This window comes from Ruegeria sp. O4 (genome assembly GCF_056535125.1).
In genome coordinates, this window is record NZ_JBQERO010000022.1 from 24,731 (window position 1) to 41,966 (window position 17,236).

Sequence of the window (17,236 nt, forward strand, 5' to 3'; positions counted from 1 at the left end):
CGCGTCAGGCGCTGGCTTTTTCCCGTGCAGATGACTGGGGCACAGGCCCGCGCAGTTCCTCGTAGTGATCAAAGCTCAGCTTGACCCACCCGGTCCCGCGCGTGGCACTGGCAAGGGTGCGGTGCAGTTCGTCCTCGGCAACGGCGGGCAACTGGGCGTTGAATATCTCCCAGCCCGTCGCATTCGGGTTGCCCTCAAATCCCAGAACCTGCCCCTGAAGGGTGCTGATCGTTGGCACAAGATCGCCCACAAAAGCCGAGGGCAAGTGTATCTCGGCGCTCAGGATTGGTTGCAGGACAACCGGCTTGGCCTGCGGCAACGCCTCGCGCACGGCGTTTTTGCCTGCGGTCCGGAAGGCATAATCCGAACTGTCCACATTGTGGTGTTTGCCATCGCTCAGGGTCACTTTGACATCAACCACGGGAAAGCCCTCGGGGCCTTGTTCCAATGCGTCCTTGGCCCCGTGTTCCACCGACGGGATGTAGTTCTTGGGAACGGCACCGCCCTTGACCACTTCATCGAACTGGAACCCCGATCCGCGCGGCAAAGGCGCGACCGAAATCACCACATCTGCAAATTGCCCCGCACCGCCGGACTGTTTGCGATGGCGATGGCGATGCTCAACCGTTGAGCGGATGGTTTCACGATAGGCGGTTTCCACCTGTTCCGCCTCGATCTCGATCCCGAAATCCTCGGCCAGTTTGGCGGTCACGCGGCGCATGTGCTGCGGACCCTGCGAGCCCAGAATCGAATGACCGCTCATCTCATCCTGTTGCAGGTGCAGGCCCGGATCGATTTCGGCCAGACGGCTCAGGGCGTTTGACAGGCGCACATCGTCCCGCTCATGCGCGGGCGAGACGACCTGACGATGCGCAACCGGATGAGACGACGCCCATTCCGGCAGTTCCGTCGCAGAAGAACTGTCATAAATGTATCCGGGGTTGAGGTGATCGGATTTGACCGCCAGTCCGATCTGCCCAGCCTCCAGCGTGGCGATCTGGGTCTTGGCGTCCAGAGTTGTCAGGTTGCCGACCGTTTCACCGCCCAACGCCTCATGCGCTTTTACCCCGTCCCCAAGGCCGCGCAGAACGATGATCTTTCCGATATGCTTTTTGACATCCGCAAAGCCAGCAATGGCACGGGCGCTTTCGGCGGCCTCGTCCCGTCCGGCAGCAATATCAAACTCGGGGGCCTCATGACGCAGCGCTTTCATCAGGCGCGTCAGCCCGTTGCCGTGGCTTGCGGCGCCCAGACAAGCGGGGATCAACTGATGATTCTGTAGAACTTGCGCGGCCAGCTCATAAACCTCATCGCTTGGGGGCTGTTTGTCTTCGATCAACTGTTCCAGCAGGTGATCATCGAAATCGGAAAGCGTCTCAAGCAACTCGGTCCGGGCTTCCTGCTCGCGATCCTCGACAGATTTGGGCAGCTCAATCAGGGCCGACGGCTGGCCCTCCTGATACTTCCACGCCCGTTCCGAGATCAGATCGACCGCGCCGATGATCGTGTCGCCCTCGCGGATCGGAACCTGACGCAGGGCGATGTGGTGCGTGCAATAGGTTTGCAGCGCCGCGATGATGTCGCGGATGCGGCCATTGGGGTTGTCCATGCGGTTGATGAAAAGAAAACAGGGAATGCCCGCCTCTTCCACCAGCCGAAGATAAGGCGCGCACAGCACGGCGGCATTTGGATCGGGCGGTACCACGATAACGGCTGCATCCGAGATTGCCATGGCAGGCCCGACATAAGCGAGGGAATCGCCACCCCCATCCACATCGATCGCGCACCAGGGCTCGTCCAGGTAAGAAAAACCGTGCAAGTGCACGGTTCCGGAAACATCGAATGTGGTCGGGCGCCCGTCGAGGCGGCTGATGGCCTCGACCAGGGTAGATTTGCCCGACTGGCTGGGCCCGAGGACGGTGAATACGCGCATGAGTGTTGTCCCTCTTTCAGGTTGCAGAATGGCTGCACGAAAAGGGCCATCCGACGCAGTCGCGTCAGCTAGGACTGTCTGTAATTTGCCCGCCTCAGGCCGCAGGGCGAAACATCACCCCACAGCTTGAGTGTGGGAAAAACCGCAGGCGTGCGTCAAGCCCCCGATGTGTTTTGTGCTTTACGGGCTGATTGTTGCCCGCAAAAAGAGAGGTCAGATCGCCGAACTGTGCCCGGCTTTGCTGAGGTCGTATGCGTCAAAGCTGCGGGCAACCATCCGGGTCAGCGCGCGCGCCTCGGGGGGAATGAACAGCCCTTCCTCGCTGATTTGCAGCAGCCCGTCGAATGAGGCGTTGGCGGCACGATACATCTCGTTCAGCGCTGCGGCTGAGATATCGTGATCGCGCAGGATTTCAGACGAATCGATCCGGAAATCGCACATCAATGCTTCGATCAGACGGGCGCGCAGAATGTCCTGACCTTTGAACAGGTGCCCGCGGGATGTCGAGAACTGCCCGTTGCGAATGGCCTTGGTATGAGCAGACGTAGCCGGGGCATTCTGCGCATAGCCTTGTGGAAAGCGCGAGATCGAGCTGGCCCCGACACCGATCAGAACATCGGCCTGATCGTCGGTATAACCCTGGAAGTTCCGCTTCAGACGACCCGCGCGCAGGGCATGGGTCAGCCCGTCATCCTGCGTGGCAAAATGGTCAATGCCGATCTCGGCGTAGTTGTCCCACAGGAACAGGCGGCGGGCGGTGTCGAACAGTTCCAGCCGTTGTTCGGGCGTTGGCAGTGCGTCCGACGGGATCAGTTGCTGCCGTTTGGCCATCCACGGCACATGGGCGTACCCATAAAGCGCCACGCGGTCCGGGCTGAGCGACAAAAGCTTCTGCACGCTTTCCGTCATCCGGGCCTTGGTCTGATGGGGCAGCCCGTAAAGGATATCCGCGTTCAGGCTGGCAATGCCACGTGCGCGGATCATGTCGATCGCGTCGCGCGTTGTATCGTAGCTTTGAATGCGGCCAATGGTTTTCTGGATTTCATCGTCGAAATCCTGCACTCCAATCGAGGCGCGGTTCATGCCTGCCTCTGCCAGCGCATCCAGACGCGCCTCGTCAATCTCGTTCGGATCGATTTCAACCGAAAACTCGGCGTCCGGCCCCATGGGGACGATCCCCAGAATGTGCTGTGCCAGATCGCGCATCAGCTGGGCATTCAGCAACGTTGGCGTACCGCCGCCCCAGTGCAGGCGCGACAGGACCACACCCGCGGGCAGGCGCGCCGCCAGCAGGTCCAGCTCGGCTTTCAGAACATCCACATAGGCAATCACCGGATTGTCGGTTTGTGTGCCTTGCGTTCTGCAGGCGCAAAACCAGCACAGCCTGCGGCAGAACGGGACGTGGATATAAAGGGATATGGCGCTGCCGGGTTTGATTCCCGAAATCCAGTCGCCAAACATGTCCGCCCCCACGTCATTGTTGAAATGGGGCGCTGTGGGATAGCTTGTGTAACGCGGTACTTTCGCGTCAAAAAGTCCAAGCTTTGCCAATTGTGGTTTCACTATCATGACGATACCCTTAGGGGGCAGGCGACTTAGGTGCTTTGACGGAGATCAAGTGGAAACGCAGATGACAATAAAAGCACAGTTCGATCACTCAAATTGCGAAGACTGCCCGATACGACATCGCGCGGTCTGTGCCCGCTGTGACGCGGACGAGCTGGAAGCGCTTGACGGCATTAAATATTACCGCAGTTTCGAGGCGGGTCAGACCATCATCTGGTCGGGTGACCAGATGAATTTCGTCGGCTCGGTCGTATCGGGGATCGCTTCGCTGACGCAAACCATGGAAGACGGGCGCACCCAGATGGTCGGCCTGCTTCTGCCCAGCGATTTCGTCGGTCGCCCGGGGCGCGACGTTGCGCCTTACGATGTGCAGGCGACAACGGATGTCGTGATGTGCTGTTTCCGCAAGAAACCATTCGAAGAGCTGATGGACGAAACGCCTCACATCGCGCATCGCCTGCTGCAGATGACATTGGACGAGCTTGACGCCGCCCGCGAATGGATGCTGGTTCTGGGTCGCAAGACAGCGCGCGAAAAGATTGCCAGCCTGATTTCGATCATTGCCCGGCGGGATGCGTCGATTGGTCAAAAGGGCCTGTCAGGACCGATCGTGTTCGATCTGCCCCTGACCCGAGAAGCCATGGCGGATTATCTGGGACTTACGCTTGAGACGGTCAGCCGCCAGATTTCAGCTCTGAAAAAGGACGGTTTGATCTTACTGGAAGGCAAACGTCACGTGACCATCCCCGATCTTGGGCGACTCATGGAAGAAGCAGGCGACGATTCCGATGGCGGGTTTCTGGTCTGACCAGTCTTTCGTTCGGCAGAGTTCGCTTACCGCGACCAGCCGGTCGGTTCACGTACTAACATAGGAGTGTGGCATGGGGTTCAGCAGTCTGTTGGCAATGCTGTTCATTGGCGCAATCGCCGGATGGCTTTCGGGAAAGATCATGGAAGGCCGTGGGTTCGGCCTGATCGGCAACATCATCGTCGGCATCGTAGGCGCGTTCCTGTCGGGCATGATCTTTCCGGCGCTTGGTTTTTCCGTTGGAGGGGGCCTGTTCTCGTCGATCCTTTTCGCGACAATTGGGGCGGTGATCCTGTTGTTCCTGATCGGCCTCATCCGCCGGGGGTGAAAAAAGCCGCCTGTCGAGGCGGCTTTTTAACTTGATTGGGTCAGTGCGCCAGGAACACCGGAACCGAGGATTGTTCCAGCATGTTCCGGGTCGCCCCTCCCAGAATGGCTTCGCGAAAGCGGGAATGGCCATAAGCGCCCATCACGATCATGTCCGATTCGGTATCCGTCGCGTGGCGATTAAGGATATCCGAGACTCGGGTCATGGTCTTGCTGAGCACGTCGATCTCGCATTTGACACCATGACGGGCCAGCATCTGGGACAGCATCCCACCCGGGTCTGACCGGTCCGGCCCATGCTGTGGCGGGTCGATGACCACAATACGGACGATCTCGGCCTGTTTGAGGAAGGGCAGGGCCCGCCGGATGGCGCACATGGCCTCGACGCTTTCGTTCCAGGCGATCATGATGTTGCCCGGCGCTTTCAATGGCGCGCCGCTGTCGGGAACTACAAGAACCGGGCAATGTCCTTCGAACATGGCCGCTTCGATAATGGGTTCGGCCTCGGCCCCCCGACCATCACCATACGGATGCGGCAGGATCACAAGGTCGGAAAACCGGGCCCGGTGCGCGACGTGGCGCCCGATATCAGCAATCTGTGCAACGCCGTGTTCGGCGGACCAGCGTACGCCGGATTTGCCGAGATAATCATTGGCAAAGGTCAGCAAATCCTGTGCCTCGGCATTGGCCCGGTTCAGCGTTTCCTGAACGATCAACGCATTGGCACCCGCATAATAATAACCTGTCTGACTGCGATCGACACCCAGACACAGGACTTCGGCATGGGCATCCTGAGACTCGGCCAGGGCCACAATCTGCGCCAAAGCAGCCTGTGCAGTCTGCGTTTCGGTCATGACTGTGAGAAGAGATTTATACGCCATTTTGACCTCATGTTTCGGGCAATTGGTCTCATGTGACCTGTTAGCCCTTTTCTACTACCATGCGTGTCATAGAAAACGCTGGGCTGTCTTGATACAGATCAAAGCAATGAAGGTGGCCGTGCTTCAGAACGGCAGCCAGTCAAATGGGTTTCGCGCGTCACAAGAATCAAAAACGCGCGGAGCATGGCAAAGGGACGCAATATGTCGAATTACATCAAGCTGATCGTGCTTGGTCTGATCGCGCTGTTTGCAGCGATCGGAACCAATTATGCACGCGATTTGGCGTATCAGGTACATGCGCTGCTGGTGATGCTCATCGCCGGTGGCCTGTTCATCTGGACGCTTCGAAACACTGACGAGCCAGGTAATCAGATCGACCGCTCGGGCGAATACATGGATGGCGTGATCCGCTATGGCGTGATCGCAACTGCCTTCTGGGGCGTGATCGGGTTCCTCGCCGGGACCTTTATCGCGTTTCAGCTGGCGTTTCCGGTACTGAACTTCGAATGGGCGCAGGGTTATCTGAACTTTGGTCGTTTGCGTCCGTTGCACACCTCGGCAGTCATTTTTGCCTTTGGCGGTAACGCATTGATCGCAACCTCGTTCTACGTGGTTCAGCGTACCAGCGCGGCGCGGCTTTGGGGCGGAAACCTCGCGTGGTTCGTGTTCTGGGGCTATCAGCTGTTCATCGTGCTGGCCGCAACCGGCTATGTGCTGGGCGGAACGCAGTCCAAGGAATATGCCGAACCTGAATGGTATGTCGATCTGTGGCTGACCATTGTCTGGGTCGCCTATCTGGCTGTCTACCTGGGTACGATCATCAAGCGGAAAGAACCCCACATCTATGTGGCCAACTGGTTCTATCTGGCCTTTATCGTCACCGTCGCCATGCTGCATCTGGTCAACAACATGACCATCCCGGTCAGCATCTGGGGTTCGAAATCGGTCATCGTCTGGTCGGGTGTGCAGGATGCCATGATCCAGTGGTGGTATGGCCACAACGCTGTGGGCTTCTTCCTGACCGCGGGTTTCCTGGGCATGATGTACTATTTCATCCCGAAACAGGCCGAACGTCCGGTGTTTTCCTACAAGCTGTCGATCATCCACTTCTGGGCGCTGATCTTCCTGTATATCTGGGCCGGTCCACACCACCTGCACTATACCGCGCTGCCTGACTGGGCGTCGACGCTGGGCATGGTGTTCTCGGTGATCCTGTGGATGCCGTCCTGGGGTGGTATGATCAACGGTCTGATGACCCTGTCGGGGGCCTGGGACAAGCTGCGCACCGATCCGATCATCCGCATGATGGTCATCTCGGTCGGCTTCTACGGCATGTCCACCTTTGAAGGTCCGATGATGTCGATCCGTGCTGTGAACAGCCTCAGCCACTACACCGACTGGACCATTGGTCACGTGCATTCGGGCGCGCTGGGCTGGAACGGCATGATCACTTTTGGTGCGCTGTACTTCCTGGTGCCTGTCCTGTGGAAGCGCGAGCGTCTGTACTCGCTGCAAATGGTCAGCTGGCACTTCTGGCTCGCCACGATCGGCATCGTGCTTTATGCCGCGTCGATGTGGGTCACCGGTATCATGGAAGGCCTGATGTGGCGTGAAGTGGATGCAAACGGCTTCCTGGTGAACTCGTTCGCTGACACCGTGGCCGCCAAGTTCCCGATGTATGTGGTGCGTGCTCTGGGTGGCGTGATGTTCGTCGCTGGCGCCGTGATCATGTGCTACAACCTGTGGATGACTGTGCGGAAAGCGCCGGCCAAAGAGGCCAGCCTGACCGTCGCGGTCCCGGCTGAATAGAGGGAGGGCCGGAGCAATGGCAATTCTCGACAAACATAAGATCCTCGAGACCAACGCGACCCTCCTGCTGATCTTCAGCTTTCTGGTCGTGACCATCGGTGGCCTGGTGCAGATCACCCCGCTGTTCTATCTTGAGAACACCATCGAGAAGGTGGAGGGCATGCGCCCTTACACCCCTCTCGAAATGGCAGGGCGTGAGATCTACATCCGCGAAGGCTGCTATGTCTGTCACAGCCAGATGATCCGCCCGATGCGGGACGAGGTCGAGCGCTATGGCCACTACTCGCTGGCGGCTGAATCGATGTATGACCACCCGTTCCAGTGGGGATCAAAGCGTACCGGGCCTGATCTGGCGCGTGTCGGTGGCCGCTATTCGGATCAGTGGCAGATGGACCACCTGCGCAACCCGCAGTCTGTGGTGCCTGAATCGGTGATGCCGAAATACGGCTTCCTCGAACATCGCAAGATCGACGGCAAGTATATCGGTGACATCATGGCGACCAATGCGGTTGTCGGCACCCCCTATACCGACGAGATGCTGGAAAACGCGGTTGCCGATTTCAGCGCGCAGGCCGATCCTGACAGTGACTACGACGGTCTGCTCGAGCGGTACGGTGACAAGGTTAACGTGCGCAACTTCGATGGTCAGCCTGAACTGACCGAAGCCGATGCGCTGATCGCCTATCTGCAAATGCTGGGTACGCTGGTCGATTTCTCGACCTTTACCCCGGATGCAAGCCGTTAACAGGAGGGTGTGATGGAAGAATACACACTTCTTCGACAGTTCGCGGATAGCTGGATGCTGCTTGTGTTGTTTGTCTTCTTCGTTGGCATCGTGATCTGGGTTTTCCGCCCCGGTGCCAGCAAGGAATACAAGGACACCGCCAACATCCCCTTCCGGCACCAAGACAAACCCGCCACACCCAAGGAGGCGCGGCAATGAGCAAGACACCTGATAAACAGCCGGGCGATCCTAATACAACCGGGCACAGCTGGGACGGAATCGAGGAATTCGACAACCCCATGCCGCGCTGGTGGCTATGGACCTTCTACGCCACCATCTTCTGGGGCGTGATCTATACGATCATGTTTCCGGCCTGGCCCCTGGTCCATGGCGCGACAGCCGGTGTGCTGGGATGGTCAACCCGTGAAAACGTACAGCAGGACATGGTTGCCTTCGAAGAGGCAAACGCGCCCTGGAACGCCAAGCTGGTGGAAACTTCGCTGGAAGACATCTCTAAGGATGCAGAGCTTCAGCAATATGCCGTGAACTCGGGCGGTGCGGTGTTCCGGACCTGGTGCGCACAATGCCATGGTTCGGGTGCGCAGGGTGCGCCGGGTTTCCCGAACCTGCTGGATGATGCCTGGCTGTGGGGCGGAACGCTGGACGACATCGTCTACACCGTCAGCTACGGTGTCCGGAACGAAGAAAGCGACGATGCGCGCTATTCCGAGATGCCGGCATTTGGCGAAATCCTCGAACACGACGAAATCACGCAGGTGGTCCAGTACGTCATGTCGCTGAGCAATGCCCAGACCGACGATGCGGCAGCGCAGGCAGGCAAAGTTGTCTTCGAAGACAACTGCGCGGCCTGCCACGGCGAGGATGGCACAGGTGATATCTTCCAGGGTGCGCCGAACCTGACTGACGCGATCTGGCTTTACGGTGGCAGCGAAGAAACGCTGACGGAAACCGTAACTTACAGCCGCTTTGGCGTCATGCCGAACTGGGATACCCGCCTGACCGAGGCGCAGATTCGCGCCGTATCTGCCTATGTCCACCAGTTGGGCGGCGGTCAGTAAAATATAAAGAACACCTTCGGGCGGTTCGCCGCCCGAAGGCTGGGGCACCGGCTGTTCCATCTGTTCGCGCGTTTCCTGAACAGCCGGTGCTTTTTTCCAACAATAAGGCCACTTAAACCTGTGGTCCAGATTCAGGTTTACTGTTCCCTGCGTCAAAAGTTGCTCGGATCCACTTCGCGCGGGTTTTTAATCCACCAATGACCTTCCGGCAGCCAACGGCGTTTGTGGCGACCCGGCTTTGGCGCATCGCGAATATGCGGTGCATTGATCCGGGTTGCGGTCATGAAAGATCTGGCAAAAACAGTCAGCATGGTTGGTCTCCTCTGCATGGGTATCTCTGCAATAAAGATTGACCTTTGAGGTGCTGAATGCGACTCAAATACCATTCCATGGTGTAAGTCAGGGTTACATATGAATTGGTTGTCGCTTCCCCCGTTGGCCGCGCTGAGGGCGTTTGCGGCATTTTCTGAGAAGCGCAATGTGGTCGAAGCTGGGGCTGCGCTAAACGTAAGCCATGCGGCGATTAGCCAACAGTTGCGCGTACTTGAGAAACATCTGGGTGCTGCCTTGCTGGATCGAACCGGCAAAGCCCTGACCCTGACCGCCGATGGTGAACACCTGGCCCGAGCCCTGCAACTGGGGTTTGGCGCGATCGAGGCGGCAGTGGGGGATTTGGCGCGGTCTGGTCAGGATCGCCCGGTCCACGTGTCGCTGACATCCTCTTTTGCAGCCTCATGGCTGATGCCGCGCCTACCGGCCTTTCGCGATACCCACCCCGAGGTGAACCTGATCCTTGATCCCACCGCGGAAATTGTCGAACTGCGACCGGGTGGGATCGATATTGCCATTCGGTACGGCCCCGGCGGTTGGACCGGTGTGCAATCTGAAATGCTGTTGCAGTCGCCCGTGGTCATCGTCGCCGCCCCGAAACTGCTGGGGGAAAAGACATCATGGACCCCGACCGAACTGGCCCAGCTCCCCTGGCTTGAGGAAATCGGCACCACCGAGGCGACGACCTGGCTGGCCGAACACGGTGCCGGTCCTGAACGCGGTGCGGGTCGAACCGAGCTGCCGGGAAACCTGGTACTGGACGGACTGAGGGCCGGGCAGGGGGTCACTGTCACAGTGCGACATTTCGTCGAGCCTGACATTAAGGCCGGTCGCATCGTTGAGCTTTATGCAGAGCCGGATACGCGCGGTTACCATATTGTGACGCCAAATTCGGCACTTAGACCCGCAGTAAAGACATTTGTGACGTGGTTGAGGCGTCAGGCTCGGGAAATGTGATAAAAGGTGTCTGTACGATGCGCGTTTTGACCCATGTCAAAGTTGCTATGCGCGTGATCTGGAAGAACACACACTCAGAAGAGCCAGTACCGGAGCCAGCCTGTGAGCGATTCCAACCCCACCCCCAGCCTATACGCCGCACGAGAACCGATCTTTCCGAGACGCGTTTCCGGGCCATTTCGGAACCTGAAATGGATCATCCTTATCGTGACACTGGGCATTTACTATGTAACGCCCTGGATCAGATGGGATCGCGGCCCCAGCCTGCCGGATCAGGCCGTGCTGCTGGATCTGGCAAACCGGCGCTTCTATTTCTTCTGGATCGAAATCTGGCCGCACGAGTTCTATTTCGTGGCGGGCCTGCTGATCATGGCGGGGCTGGGTCTGTTTCTGTTCACATCTGCACTTGGGCGGGTCTGGTGCGGTTATGCCTGCCCGCAAACGGTCTGGACTGACCTTTTCATTCTGGTCGAGCGCTGGATCGAAGGCGACAGGAACGCCCGTCTGCGCCTGCATCGTCAGGAAAAGCTGGATTTCCGCAAGGCGCGGCTCCGGGTGACGAAATGGGTAACCTGGTTCCTGATCGGTCTGGCCACCGGCGGCGCCTGGGTGTTTTATTTTGCGGATGCGCCGACGCTGCTCCGCGATCTTGTGACGGGTAACGCACATCCCATCGCTTACACGACGATGCTGGTTCTGACTGGTACGACCTTCTTTTTCGGCGGGTTCGCCCGCGAACAGATTTGTATCTACGCGTGTCCTTGGCCGCGCATTCAGGCCGCGATGATGGATGAAGACACGCTGGTCGTAGGATACCGCGAATGGCGTGGTGAGCCGCGCGGCAAAGGCAAGCGGACAGCCGATTCAGAGTTGGGGGATTGCATCGACTGCATGGCCTGCGTGAATGTCTGCCCTGTCGGAATCGATATCCGGGATGGTCAGCAGCTTGAATGTATCACCTGTGCCCTGTGTATCGACGCGTGTGATGACATGATGGCCAAGATCGGCAAACCACGCGGGCTGATCGACTATATGGCGCTCAGCGACGAGCCGCGCGAACGCGCAGGCCAGCCGCCCAAGAATATCTGGAAGCATATCTTCCGGCCCCGCACGATCCTGTACACCTCGTTGTGGTCACTGGTGGGGTTTGCGCTGCTGTTCGCCCTGTTCATTCGCTCTGACATCGATCTGACCGTAGCGCCCGTGCGCAACCCGACCTTTGTCACCCTGTCAGACGGCACCATTCGGAACACCTATGATGTCAGACTGCGCAACAAGCACGGCGAGGACCGCCTGTTCAAATTGTCTCTGGCGGGCGATCCGTCGATGCGACTGGAAATTGAGGGAACCAAGATCGATACTGTGAATGTCACGGCGGATACGGCACAATTGACCCGTGTATACATCGTGGCATCCCGTGACAGCGGTCCGGCGGCAGCAGAAGCGACACCAGTGCGGATCTGGGTCGAAGACCTCAGCAGCGGCGAACGCGCTTACAAAGACACCACGTTCAACGGACGGGGGAACTGATCATGGCCGAACGTAAATTCACCGGAAAGCACGCTCTGGCGGTGTTTGTCGGTGCCTTTGGCGTGATCATCGCGGTGAACCTTGTGCTGGCTTATAATGCGGTGAAGACGTTTCCCGGGCTGGAGGTCAAGAATTCCTACGTTGCCAGCCAGGAGTTCAACGATCGCCTGAAAGAGCAGCAGGCATTGGGCTGGACGGTTCGGGCAGAAACCAAAGGTGGCCTTCTGATCCTGCATATTACGGACGCGACCGGTGCACCGGTTCAGGTCAGCGAATTGCAGGCGGTGGTTGGCCGCGCAACCCATGTGCGGGACGATTTTGCACCGAATTTCACCTTTGACGGCGCGGCCTATGCCACACCTGCCACGCTGGGCAAGGGCAACTGGAATATCCGGTTGGTCGCGCGTGATGGCAGTGGCGCCGAGTTTTCGCAGCGCGTTCCGCTGTACGTGAAAGGGTAGCCGATGACGGCGCAGCTTTCATCCGGTACGGCGGCCTGTCCGGGGTGTCTGGCAGCACCAGCAGAACCCGCGCGCCCGATTCCGGAAGATGTGCAGATTGCCTTGTCGCTGCCGGGCATCCACTGCTCGGCCTGTATCGCGACGGTCGAACGTGAACTGAACGCCCATCCTGGTGTCGAAGACGCGCGGGTCAACCTGACTCTGAAACGGGCGATGATCAAAGCCGCGCCGGAAACCCGCGCGGCCGATCTGATCCCGGTGCTTGAACGGGCAGGTTTCGAAGCGCACGAGCTTGACCCCGGCGCTTTGTCGGCAACACAGGCGGACAAGGCGGGGCGTGACCTGCTGATGCGACTGGCCGTCGCCGGGTTCGCATCCATGAACGTGATGCTGTTGTCGGTGTCGGTCTGGTCCGGTGCAACAGACGCGACGCGCGACATGTTCCACTGGATTTCCGCTGCAATCGCGCTGCCTGCCATTGCCTTCTCGGCGCAACCGTTCTTTGCCAACGCCTGGAGCGCCCTGCGGGTGCGGCGGCTGAACATGGATGTGCCGATCACGCTGGCGATCCTGCTGGCGCTGGTCACCTCCCTGTGGGAGACCGCACTGAGCGGAGAGCACGCCTATTTCGATGCCGCGCTGACCCTGACTTTCTTCCTGCTGGCGGGCCGGTATCTTGATTACCGCACCCGCGCCGCAGCCCGATCCGCCGCAGAAGAGCTCACCGCTCTGGAAGTGCCGCGCGCGATCCGTATCGTGGACGGGGTGGAGGCCGAAGTTGCGGTGGCCGATCTGAAGGTCGGTGATCTGATCCTTGTGCGCCCCGGTGGCCGAATGCCGGTGGACGGTCAGATCGTGTCTGGTCAGTCCGAACTGGACCGTTCGCTGTTGACGGGGGAAACCCTGCCGGTGTTTGCCGAAGCCGGCCAGTTGGTCAGCGCGGGCGAGGTCAACCTGACAGGACCGCTGACCCTGCGCGCCACAGCAGTGGGTCAGGATACGTCGCTGCACCGGATGGCGGATCTGGTGGCCATCGCTGAATCGGGGCGGTCCCGCTATACCTCGCTGGCCGACAAGGCCGCCAAGCTTTATGCGCCCGGTGTCCACATCCTTTCGGCGCTCAGCTTTGTGGGGTGGTACATCTATTCGGGCGATTTGCGCACCGCTCTGAACATTGCCGCAGCGGTTCTGATCATCACCTGTCCCTGCGCCTTGGGTCTGGCTGTTCCAGCAGTGACCACCGCTGCCTCGGGCCGGTTGTTCCGCAAGGGTATGCTGATCAAGCACGCAACCGCGCTCGAACGGTTGTCCGAGACCGACACCGTGGTTTTCGACAAGACGGGCACACTGACCTCGGGGGCGCCGGAACTGGTCAATCTTGGCGACCACGCCCGCGCACAGGTCGAGGTTGCTCTGGCCCTGGCCGAGGCCTCTGCGCATCCCTTGTCCGTGTCATTGGCAAAGGCCGCGCGACAGGCCGGGATCAAACCGGCTAACGTCCGGGACATAACCGAAGTGCCGGGATACGGCACCGAAGGGGAATACCGCGGTCAACCTGTTCGTTTGGGCCGGGCCGCATGGGTTGGCGCACAGCAGGGCGCGGAAACGTCCGCCTGGCTTGCAATTGGCGACGATGCGCCCCTAGCATTCCGTTTCTCGGACGCGCTGCGTCCGGGCGCGGACGAGGCAGTGGAAGCGTTGCGCGCGTCAGGCAAGCACGTGCTGCTGATCTCAGGGGATTCGATGGGTGCCGTGCAATCATTGGCCGAGAAGCTGGGAATAACGGATTGGGTCGCCGAGGCTTTGCCGCAGGACAAAGCACAGCGCATTCAGGACCTCAGGGGCCAGGGCCGCAAAGTTCTGATGGTAGGGGACGGCCTGAACGATACGGCTGCTTTGGCGGCGGCACATGTGTCGATCTCTCCGGCCTCGGCGCTGGATGCGGCGCGGGTTGCCTCGGACATCGTTCTTCTGGGCAATGACCTTCTGCCCATCGCGGATGCCTGCGATACGGCCATCAAGGCCACCCGTCGCATCCGCGAGAACTTTCAGATCGCAACCGTTTACAACGTGATTGCCGTTCCGCTGGCCGTGATCGGACTGGCGACACCGCTGATCGCGGCCTTGGCGATGTCGACCTCGTCGATTACCGTATCGCTGAACGCATTGCGGCTGAGGTAACCCTGATGGAAGTGCTTGCCTATCTGATCCCGATTTCCCTGTTTCTGGGGGGCGTTGGTCTGGTCGCCTTTATCTATACCGTTCGTTCCAATCAGTACGAAGACCCCGATGGCGACGCGCGCCGCATCCTGAGTGACGAGTGGGACGACAAACCCAAACCCTGACCAATCGCCCGATACGCACAGAGTTCATCCAAGCGCCCTTGAAATTGCCGCAATGCCCGGCTATGTCCGGCCCATCCGCAAGCAGAGAGAACACGCCAAATGGCCACCACCAACCCGATCCAGTTCATTCAGCAAGTCCGTGCCGAAGTTTCCAAGGTCGTCTGGCCGACCCGGCGCGAAGTGCTGTTGACCACGGTCATGGTCTTCATCATGGCGGCGCTGACAGCTGTGTTTTTTGCTTTGGTCGATCTGGGTATCCGGGGCGGCCTTCAGCTGATTCTGGGCGCTTTCGGCTAAGCCGGTTCAGGCGGGGGCAATTGCGACTGCCCCTTGCACCTCGCGCGATGTCAGAGTAGGTGACGCATATTCGGAATGGGCGTGTGGCGATTCGGGTCACGCGCCGCTTTTTATTCCGGATGACGTGATAGGATTTAAATGACGGGTGTGTCCGCAAGATGTGATACCCCGAAGACAAACAAGGACGACAGGTTCATGGCGAAACGGTGGTACTCGGTCAGCGTTCTTTCGAATTTCGAAAAGAAGATCGCAGAGCAGATCCGCACGTCGGTGGCTGAACAGGGCCTTGAGAACGATATCGACGAAGTTCTGGTGCCCACCGAAGAGGTGATCGAAGTGCGCCGGGGCAAGAAGGTCACCACCGAACGCCGCTTTATGCCGGGTTACGTGCTGGTGCATATGGAAATGTCGGATCAGGGCTATCACCTGATCAACTCGATCAACCGCGTCACCGGTTTTCTGGGTCCGCAGGGCCGCCCGATGCCGATGCGCGACGCCGAGGTGAACCAGATCCTCAACCGCGTTCAGGAAGGCGAAGAAGCGCCCAAGTTGATGATCACCTTCGAGATCGGCGAGAAGGTCAAGGTCAACGACGGCCCGTTCGAGGATTTCGACGGCATGGTCGAAGGCGTGGACGACGAAGCGCAGAAGCTGAAAGTATCGGTCTCGATCTTTGGCCGCGAAACCCCAGTTGAGCTGGACTTTACTCAGGTCACGAAGCAGAGCTAAGCGCGCTTCCAGAGAAATTCGAAACGCCGCGATGTGAAAGCATAGCGGCGTTTTCGTATCTGTGCCGCAGAAAGCACAACGATCTACCTGCGCCAAAGTATCGACACAATTTGTTGATTATTTCCAGAACGGCGACAATTGAGGGATTACTAGAAAATGACAGCTTTTGCGCAAGATGTGTTGGCCGTCAAAAGCAAAGAAGCACCCAATGTTTCCAGTCTTCTTGTCGAAGTTGCTCGACGGACCGGGAGAAGTCCATTTTCGCTGGCCTTTGACTTTTTCAAGCTTCGCAAGAAACGCGGAAAGCTGAGGTTTTACGAGTACTTTCTTTACGAGCTTTATGATCGGGAGCGTTGGTCTGATATTGAGCGTGAGGAGTTCGTTTCATCTCATGTCCACTGGCCGCTTGTAAATGCTTGCAACAACAGTCAATGGCAGGCCCTCACCGAAGACAAATGGTTGTCTGCGTGTTTCCTCGAACACAACAGGCTGCCCGTGCCGAAAACTTTGGCTGTCTTTGATCGCAGCGCGCGCCAGTTCGGTGGAACGCCAAAACTGACAAACGCCGAAGACTTGAAGTCCTTCTTTTCGACCCACGGGTCATGCTCGGTTTTCGCGAAACCTATCGTCGGGATGTGGAGCGCAGGTGCCATGCGCATTTCGGGGCACACTGATACGCATGTCATTCTGGACGGGCAGGAACCTCAAACCTACGAGGACTTCGCAAATTCGACACTTGGTGAAATCCCCTACATCTTTCAGGACTGTCTGAAACCACATGGTTTTTTTGACGGTATTACCGACGCTATTGCGACCGTGCGCAGTTTGAACATTATCGACGACAATCAACTTTCCGTTCCGTTTACAATGCTAAAGCTGCCCCTTGCGGGGAATGTTGCGGACAACTTCTGGCGGCCCGGCAACCTTCTTTGCAACCTGAACCCGGAAACCGGCGAGGTTAAGGCCATAGCCTCAGTTGAAGACGGTCGCCGAGTTGAACTTAGCTCTCTGCCGGAATGCGACCGCACTCTTATTGGTGAAAAACTGCCATTCTGGGCTGAACTGAAAAAGCTGAACCAAGAAATCGCTTTGTTGCACGCAGAAAATCACTTTGGATCAACGGATATCGCTCTTACAGAGAATGGCCCGGTTGTGGTTGAAGTGAACAATGGCTGCGCTTTTGAACTTGTGCAAATTGCGACTGGTAAAGGGTTTCTCGACGAAAAAATGAAAGAGTTCTTTAGCAAACACAATGTGAAATTCTAGAATATTGGCGAATGCGGCCTTCAACGTTGTCGGATAAGTTCCACTCGCACGTGATTTCAGGGCTCGTATTCTTGTGTCAGGTCATTGTGATAAGCCAGAGGGGCGTACAGCCAGTAATAGTTCGCCCCAAAGAACGCCCAGCAAGCTTTTGCTGACCAGAACGCAGTGCCTTTTGTAGGCCGGGTTCTTTTTTG

The 17,236-nt window shown here is 58.4% G+C and carries 18 protein-coding genes; 14 read left to right on the forward strand and 4 right to left on the reverse strand.

The window, feature by feature from the left end; genetic code table 11:
• Nucleotides 1-4 precede the first annotated feature (4 nt).
• Both ACR0J7_RS17960 and hemN read right to left on the reverse strand, forming a co-directional pair.
• Entirely contained in the window at nucleotides 5-1,933 is a 1,929-nt protein-coding gene (locus ACR0J7_RS17960; protein ID WP_480915174.1) for an elongation factor G, read from the reverse strand.
• A gap of 213 nt (nucleotides 1,934-2,146) precedes the next feature.
• Entirely contained in the window at nucleotides 2,147-3,502 is a 1,356-nt protein-coding gene (gene hemN / locus ACR0J7_RS17965) for an oxygen-independent coproporphyrinogen III oxidase (RefSeq protein ID WP_480588755.1), read from the reverse strand.
• Nucleotides 3,503-3,563: 61 nt separating this feature from the next.
• Here hemN and fnrL point away from each other — a divergent pair, with 61 nt between their 5' ends.
• Together fnrL and ACR0J7_RS17975 are read left to right on the forward strand one after the other, a co-directional pair.
• Nucleotides 3,564-4,307 (forward strand): transcriptional regulator FnrL, encoded by a 744-nt coding sequence (gene fnrL / locus ACR0J7_RS17970; protein ID WP_267363531.1) that lies wholly within the window; start codon nucleotides 3,564-3,566, stop codon nucleotides 4,305-4,307.
• 73 nt (nucleotides 4,308-4,380) lie between these two features.
• On the forward strand, nucleotides 4,381-4,635 hold the full coding sequence (locus tag ACR0J7_RS17975; protein WP_209598278.1) for a GlsB/YeaQ/YmgE family stress response membrane protein: 255 nt from the start codon (nucleotides 4,381-4,383) through the stop codon (nucleotides 4,633-4,635).
• Nucleotides 4,636-4,675: 40 nt separating this feature from the next.
• Here ACR0J7_RS17975 and ACR0J7_RS17980 read toward each other — a convergent pair whose 3' ends face one another.
• Complete coding sequence (locus ACR0J7_RS17980; RefSeq protein WP_480488885.1) at nucleotides 4,676-5,515, reverse strand: universal stress protein; 840 nt, start codon at nucleotides 5,513-5,515, stop codon at nucleotides 4,676-4,678.
• A 201-nt stretch (nucleotides 5,516-5,716) separates the two neighbouring features.
• On the opposite strand from ACR0J7_RS17980, the gene ccoN reads away from it, so the two are divergent.
• The 4 genes from ccoN to ccoP are packed head-to-tail and all read left to right on the forward strand — an operon-like array spanning nucleotide 5,717 to nucleotide 9,127.
• On the forward strand, nucleotides 5,717-7,324 hold the full coding sequence (gene ccoN, locus ACR0J7_RS17985) for a cytochrome-c oxidase, cbb3-type subunit I (protein WP_480484687.1): 1,608 nt from the start codon (nucleotides 5,717-5,719) through the stop codon (nucleotides 7,322-7,324).
• A gap of 16 nt (nucleotides 7,325-7,340) precedes the next feature.
• On the forward strand, nucleotides 7,341-8,069 hold the full coding sequence (gene ccoO, locus ACR0J7_RS17990; RefSeq protein ID WP_480484688.1) for a cytochrome-c oxidase, cbb3-type subunit II: 729 nt from the start codon (nucleotides 7,341-7,343) through the stop codon (nucleotides 8,067-8,069).
• 12 nt (nucleotides 8,070-8,081) lie between these two features.
• Entirely contained in the window at nucleotides 8,082-8,267 is a 186-nt protein-coding gene (locus ACR0J7_RS17995) for a cbb3-type cytochrome c oxidase subunit 3 (protein WP_267363526.1), read from the forward strand.
• Nucleotides 8,264-9,127 (forward strand): cytochrome-c oxidase, cbb3-type subunit III, encoded by an 864-nt coding sequence (gene ccoP, locus ACR0J7_RS18000; RefSeq protein WP_480484689.1) that lies wholly within the window; start codon nucleotides 8,264-8,266, stop codon nucleotides 9,125-9,127. Before ACR0J7_RS17995 ends, ccoP begins: the two co-directional genes overlap by 4 nt.
• Nucleotides 9,128-9,279: 152 nt before the next feature.
• Here the strand turns inward: ccoP and ACR0J7_RS18005 are convergent, their stop codons facing one another.
• Nucleotides 9,280-9,438 (reverse strand): hypothetical protein, encoded by a 159-nt coding sequence (locus ACR0J7_RS18005; protein WP_480488890.1) that lies wholly within the window; start codon nucleotides 9,436-9,438, stop codon nucleotides 9,280-9,282.
• Nucleotides 9,439-9,538: 100 nt separating this feature from the next.
• Here ACR0J7_RS18005 and ACR0J7_RS18010 point away from each other — a divergent pair, with 100 nt between their 5' ends.
• From ACR0J7_RS18010 to ACR0J7_RS18045, 8 genes are all read left to right on the forward strand, one after another.
• A complete protein-coding gene (locus tag ACR0J7_RS18010) occupies nucleotides 9,539-10,414 on the forward strand; it encodes a LysR family transcriptional regulator (protein ID WP_480547339.1) in 876 nt (291 codons plus the stop codon).
• Nucleotides 10,415-10,516: 102 nt separating this feature from the next.
• A complete protein-coding gene (gene ccoG / locus ACR0J7_RS18015) occupies nucleotides 10,517-11,944 on the forward strand; it encodes a cytochrome c oxidase accessory protein CcoG (protein WP_480871445.1) in 1,428 nt (475 codons plus the stop codon).
• Nucleotides 11,945-11,946: 2 nt separating this feature from the next.
• Nucleotides 11,947-12,405 (forward strand): FixH family protein, encoded by a 459-nt coding sequence (locus tag ACR0J7_RS18020; protein ID WP_480915176.1) that lies wholly within the window; start codon nucleotides 11,947-11,949, stop codon nucleotides 12,403-12,405.
• A 3-nt stretch (nucleotides 12,406-12,408) separates the two neighbouring features.
• Complete coding sequence (locus ACR0J7_RS18025; protein WP_480915178.1) at nucleotides 12,409-14,586, forward strand: heavy metal translocating P-type ATPase; 2,178 nt, start codon at nucleotides 12,409-12,411, stop codon at nucleotides 14,584-14,586.
• A 5-nt stretch (nucleotides 14,587-14,591) separates the two neighbouring features.
• Nucleotides 14,592-14,750, forward strand: a complete 159-nt coding sequence (ccoS, locus tag ACR0J7_RS18030; RefSeq protein WP_209507770.1) for a cbb3-type cytochrome oxidase assembly protein CcoS — start codon at nucleotides 14,592-14,594, stop codon at nucleotides 14,748-14,750.
• A gap of 99 nt (nucleotides 14,751-14,849) precedes the next feature.
• Complete coding sequence (gene secE / locus ACR0J7_RS18035; RefSeq protein ID WP_170427365.1) at nucleotides 14,850-15,047, forward strand: preprotein translocase subunit SecE; 198 nt, start codon at nucleotides 14,850-14,852, stop codon at nucleotides 15,045-15,047.
• A 195-nt stretch (nucleotides 15,048-15,242) separates the two neighbouring features.
• Nucleotides 15,243-15,776: a transcription termination/antitermination protein NusG gene (nusG, locus tag ACR0J7_RS18040; RefSeq protein ID WP_209507773.1), complete on the forward strand. Its 534-nt coding sequence runs from the start codon at nucleotides 15,243-15,245 to the stop codon at nucleotides 15,774-15,776.
• Nucleotides 15,777-15,932: 156 nt separating this feature from the next.
• On the forward strand, nucleotides 15,933-17,042 hold the full coding sequence (locus ACR0J7_RS18045) for a sugar-transfer associated ATP-grasp domain-containing protein (RefSeq protein ID WP_480560548.1): 1,110 nt from the start codon (nucleotides 15,933-15,935) through the stop codon (nucleotides 17,040-17,042).
• The last annotated feature ends 194 nt before the right edge of the window (nucleotides 17,043-17,236 follow it).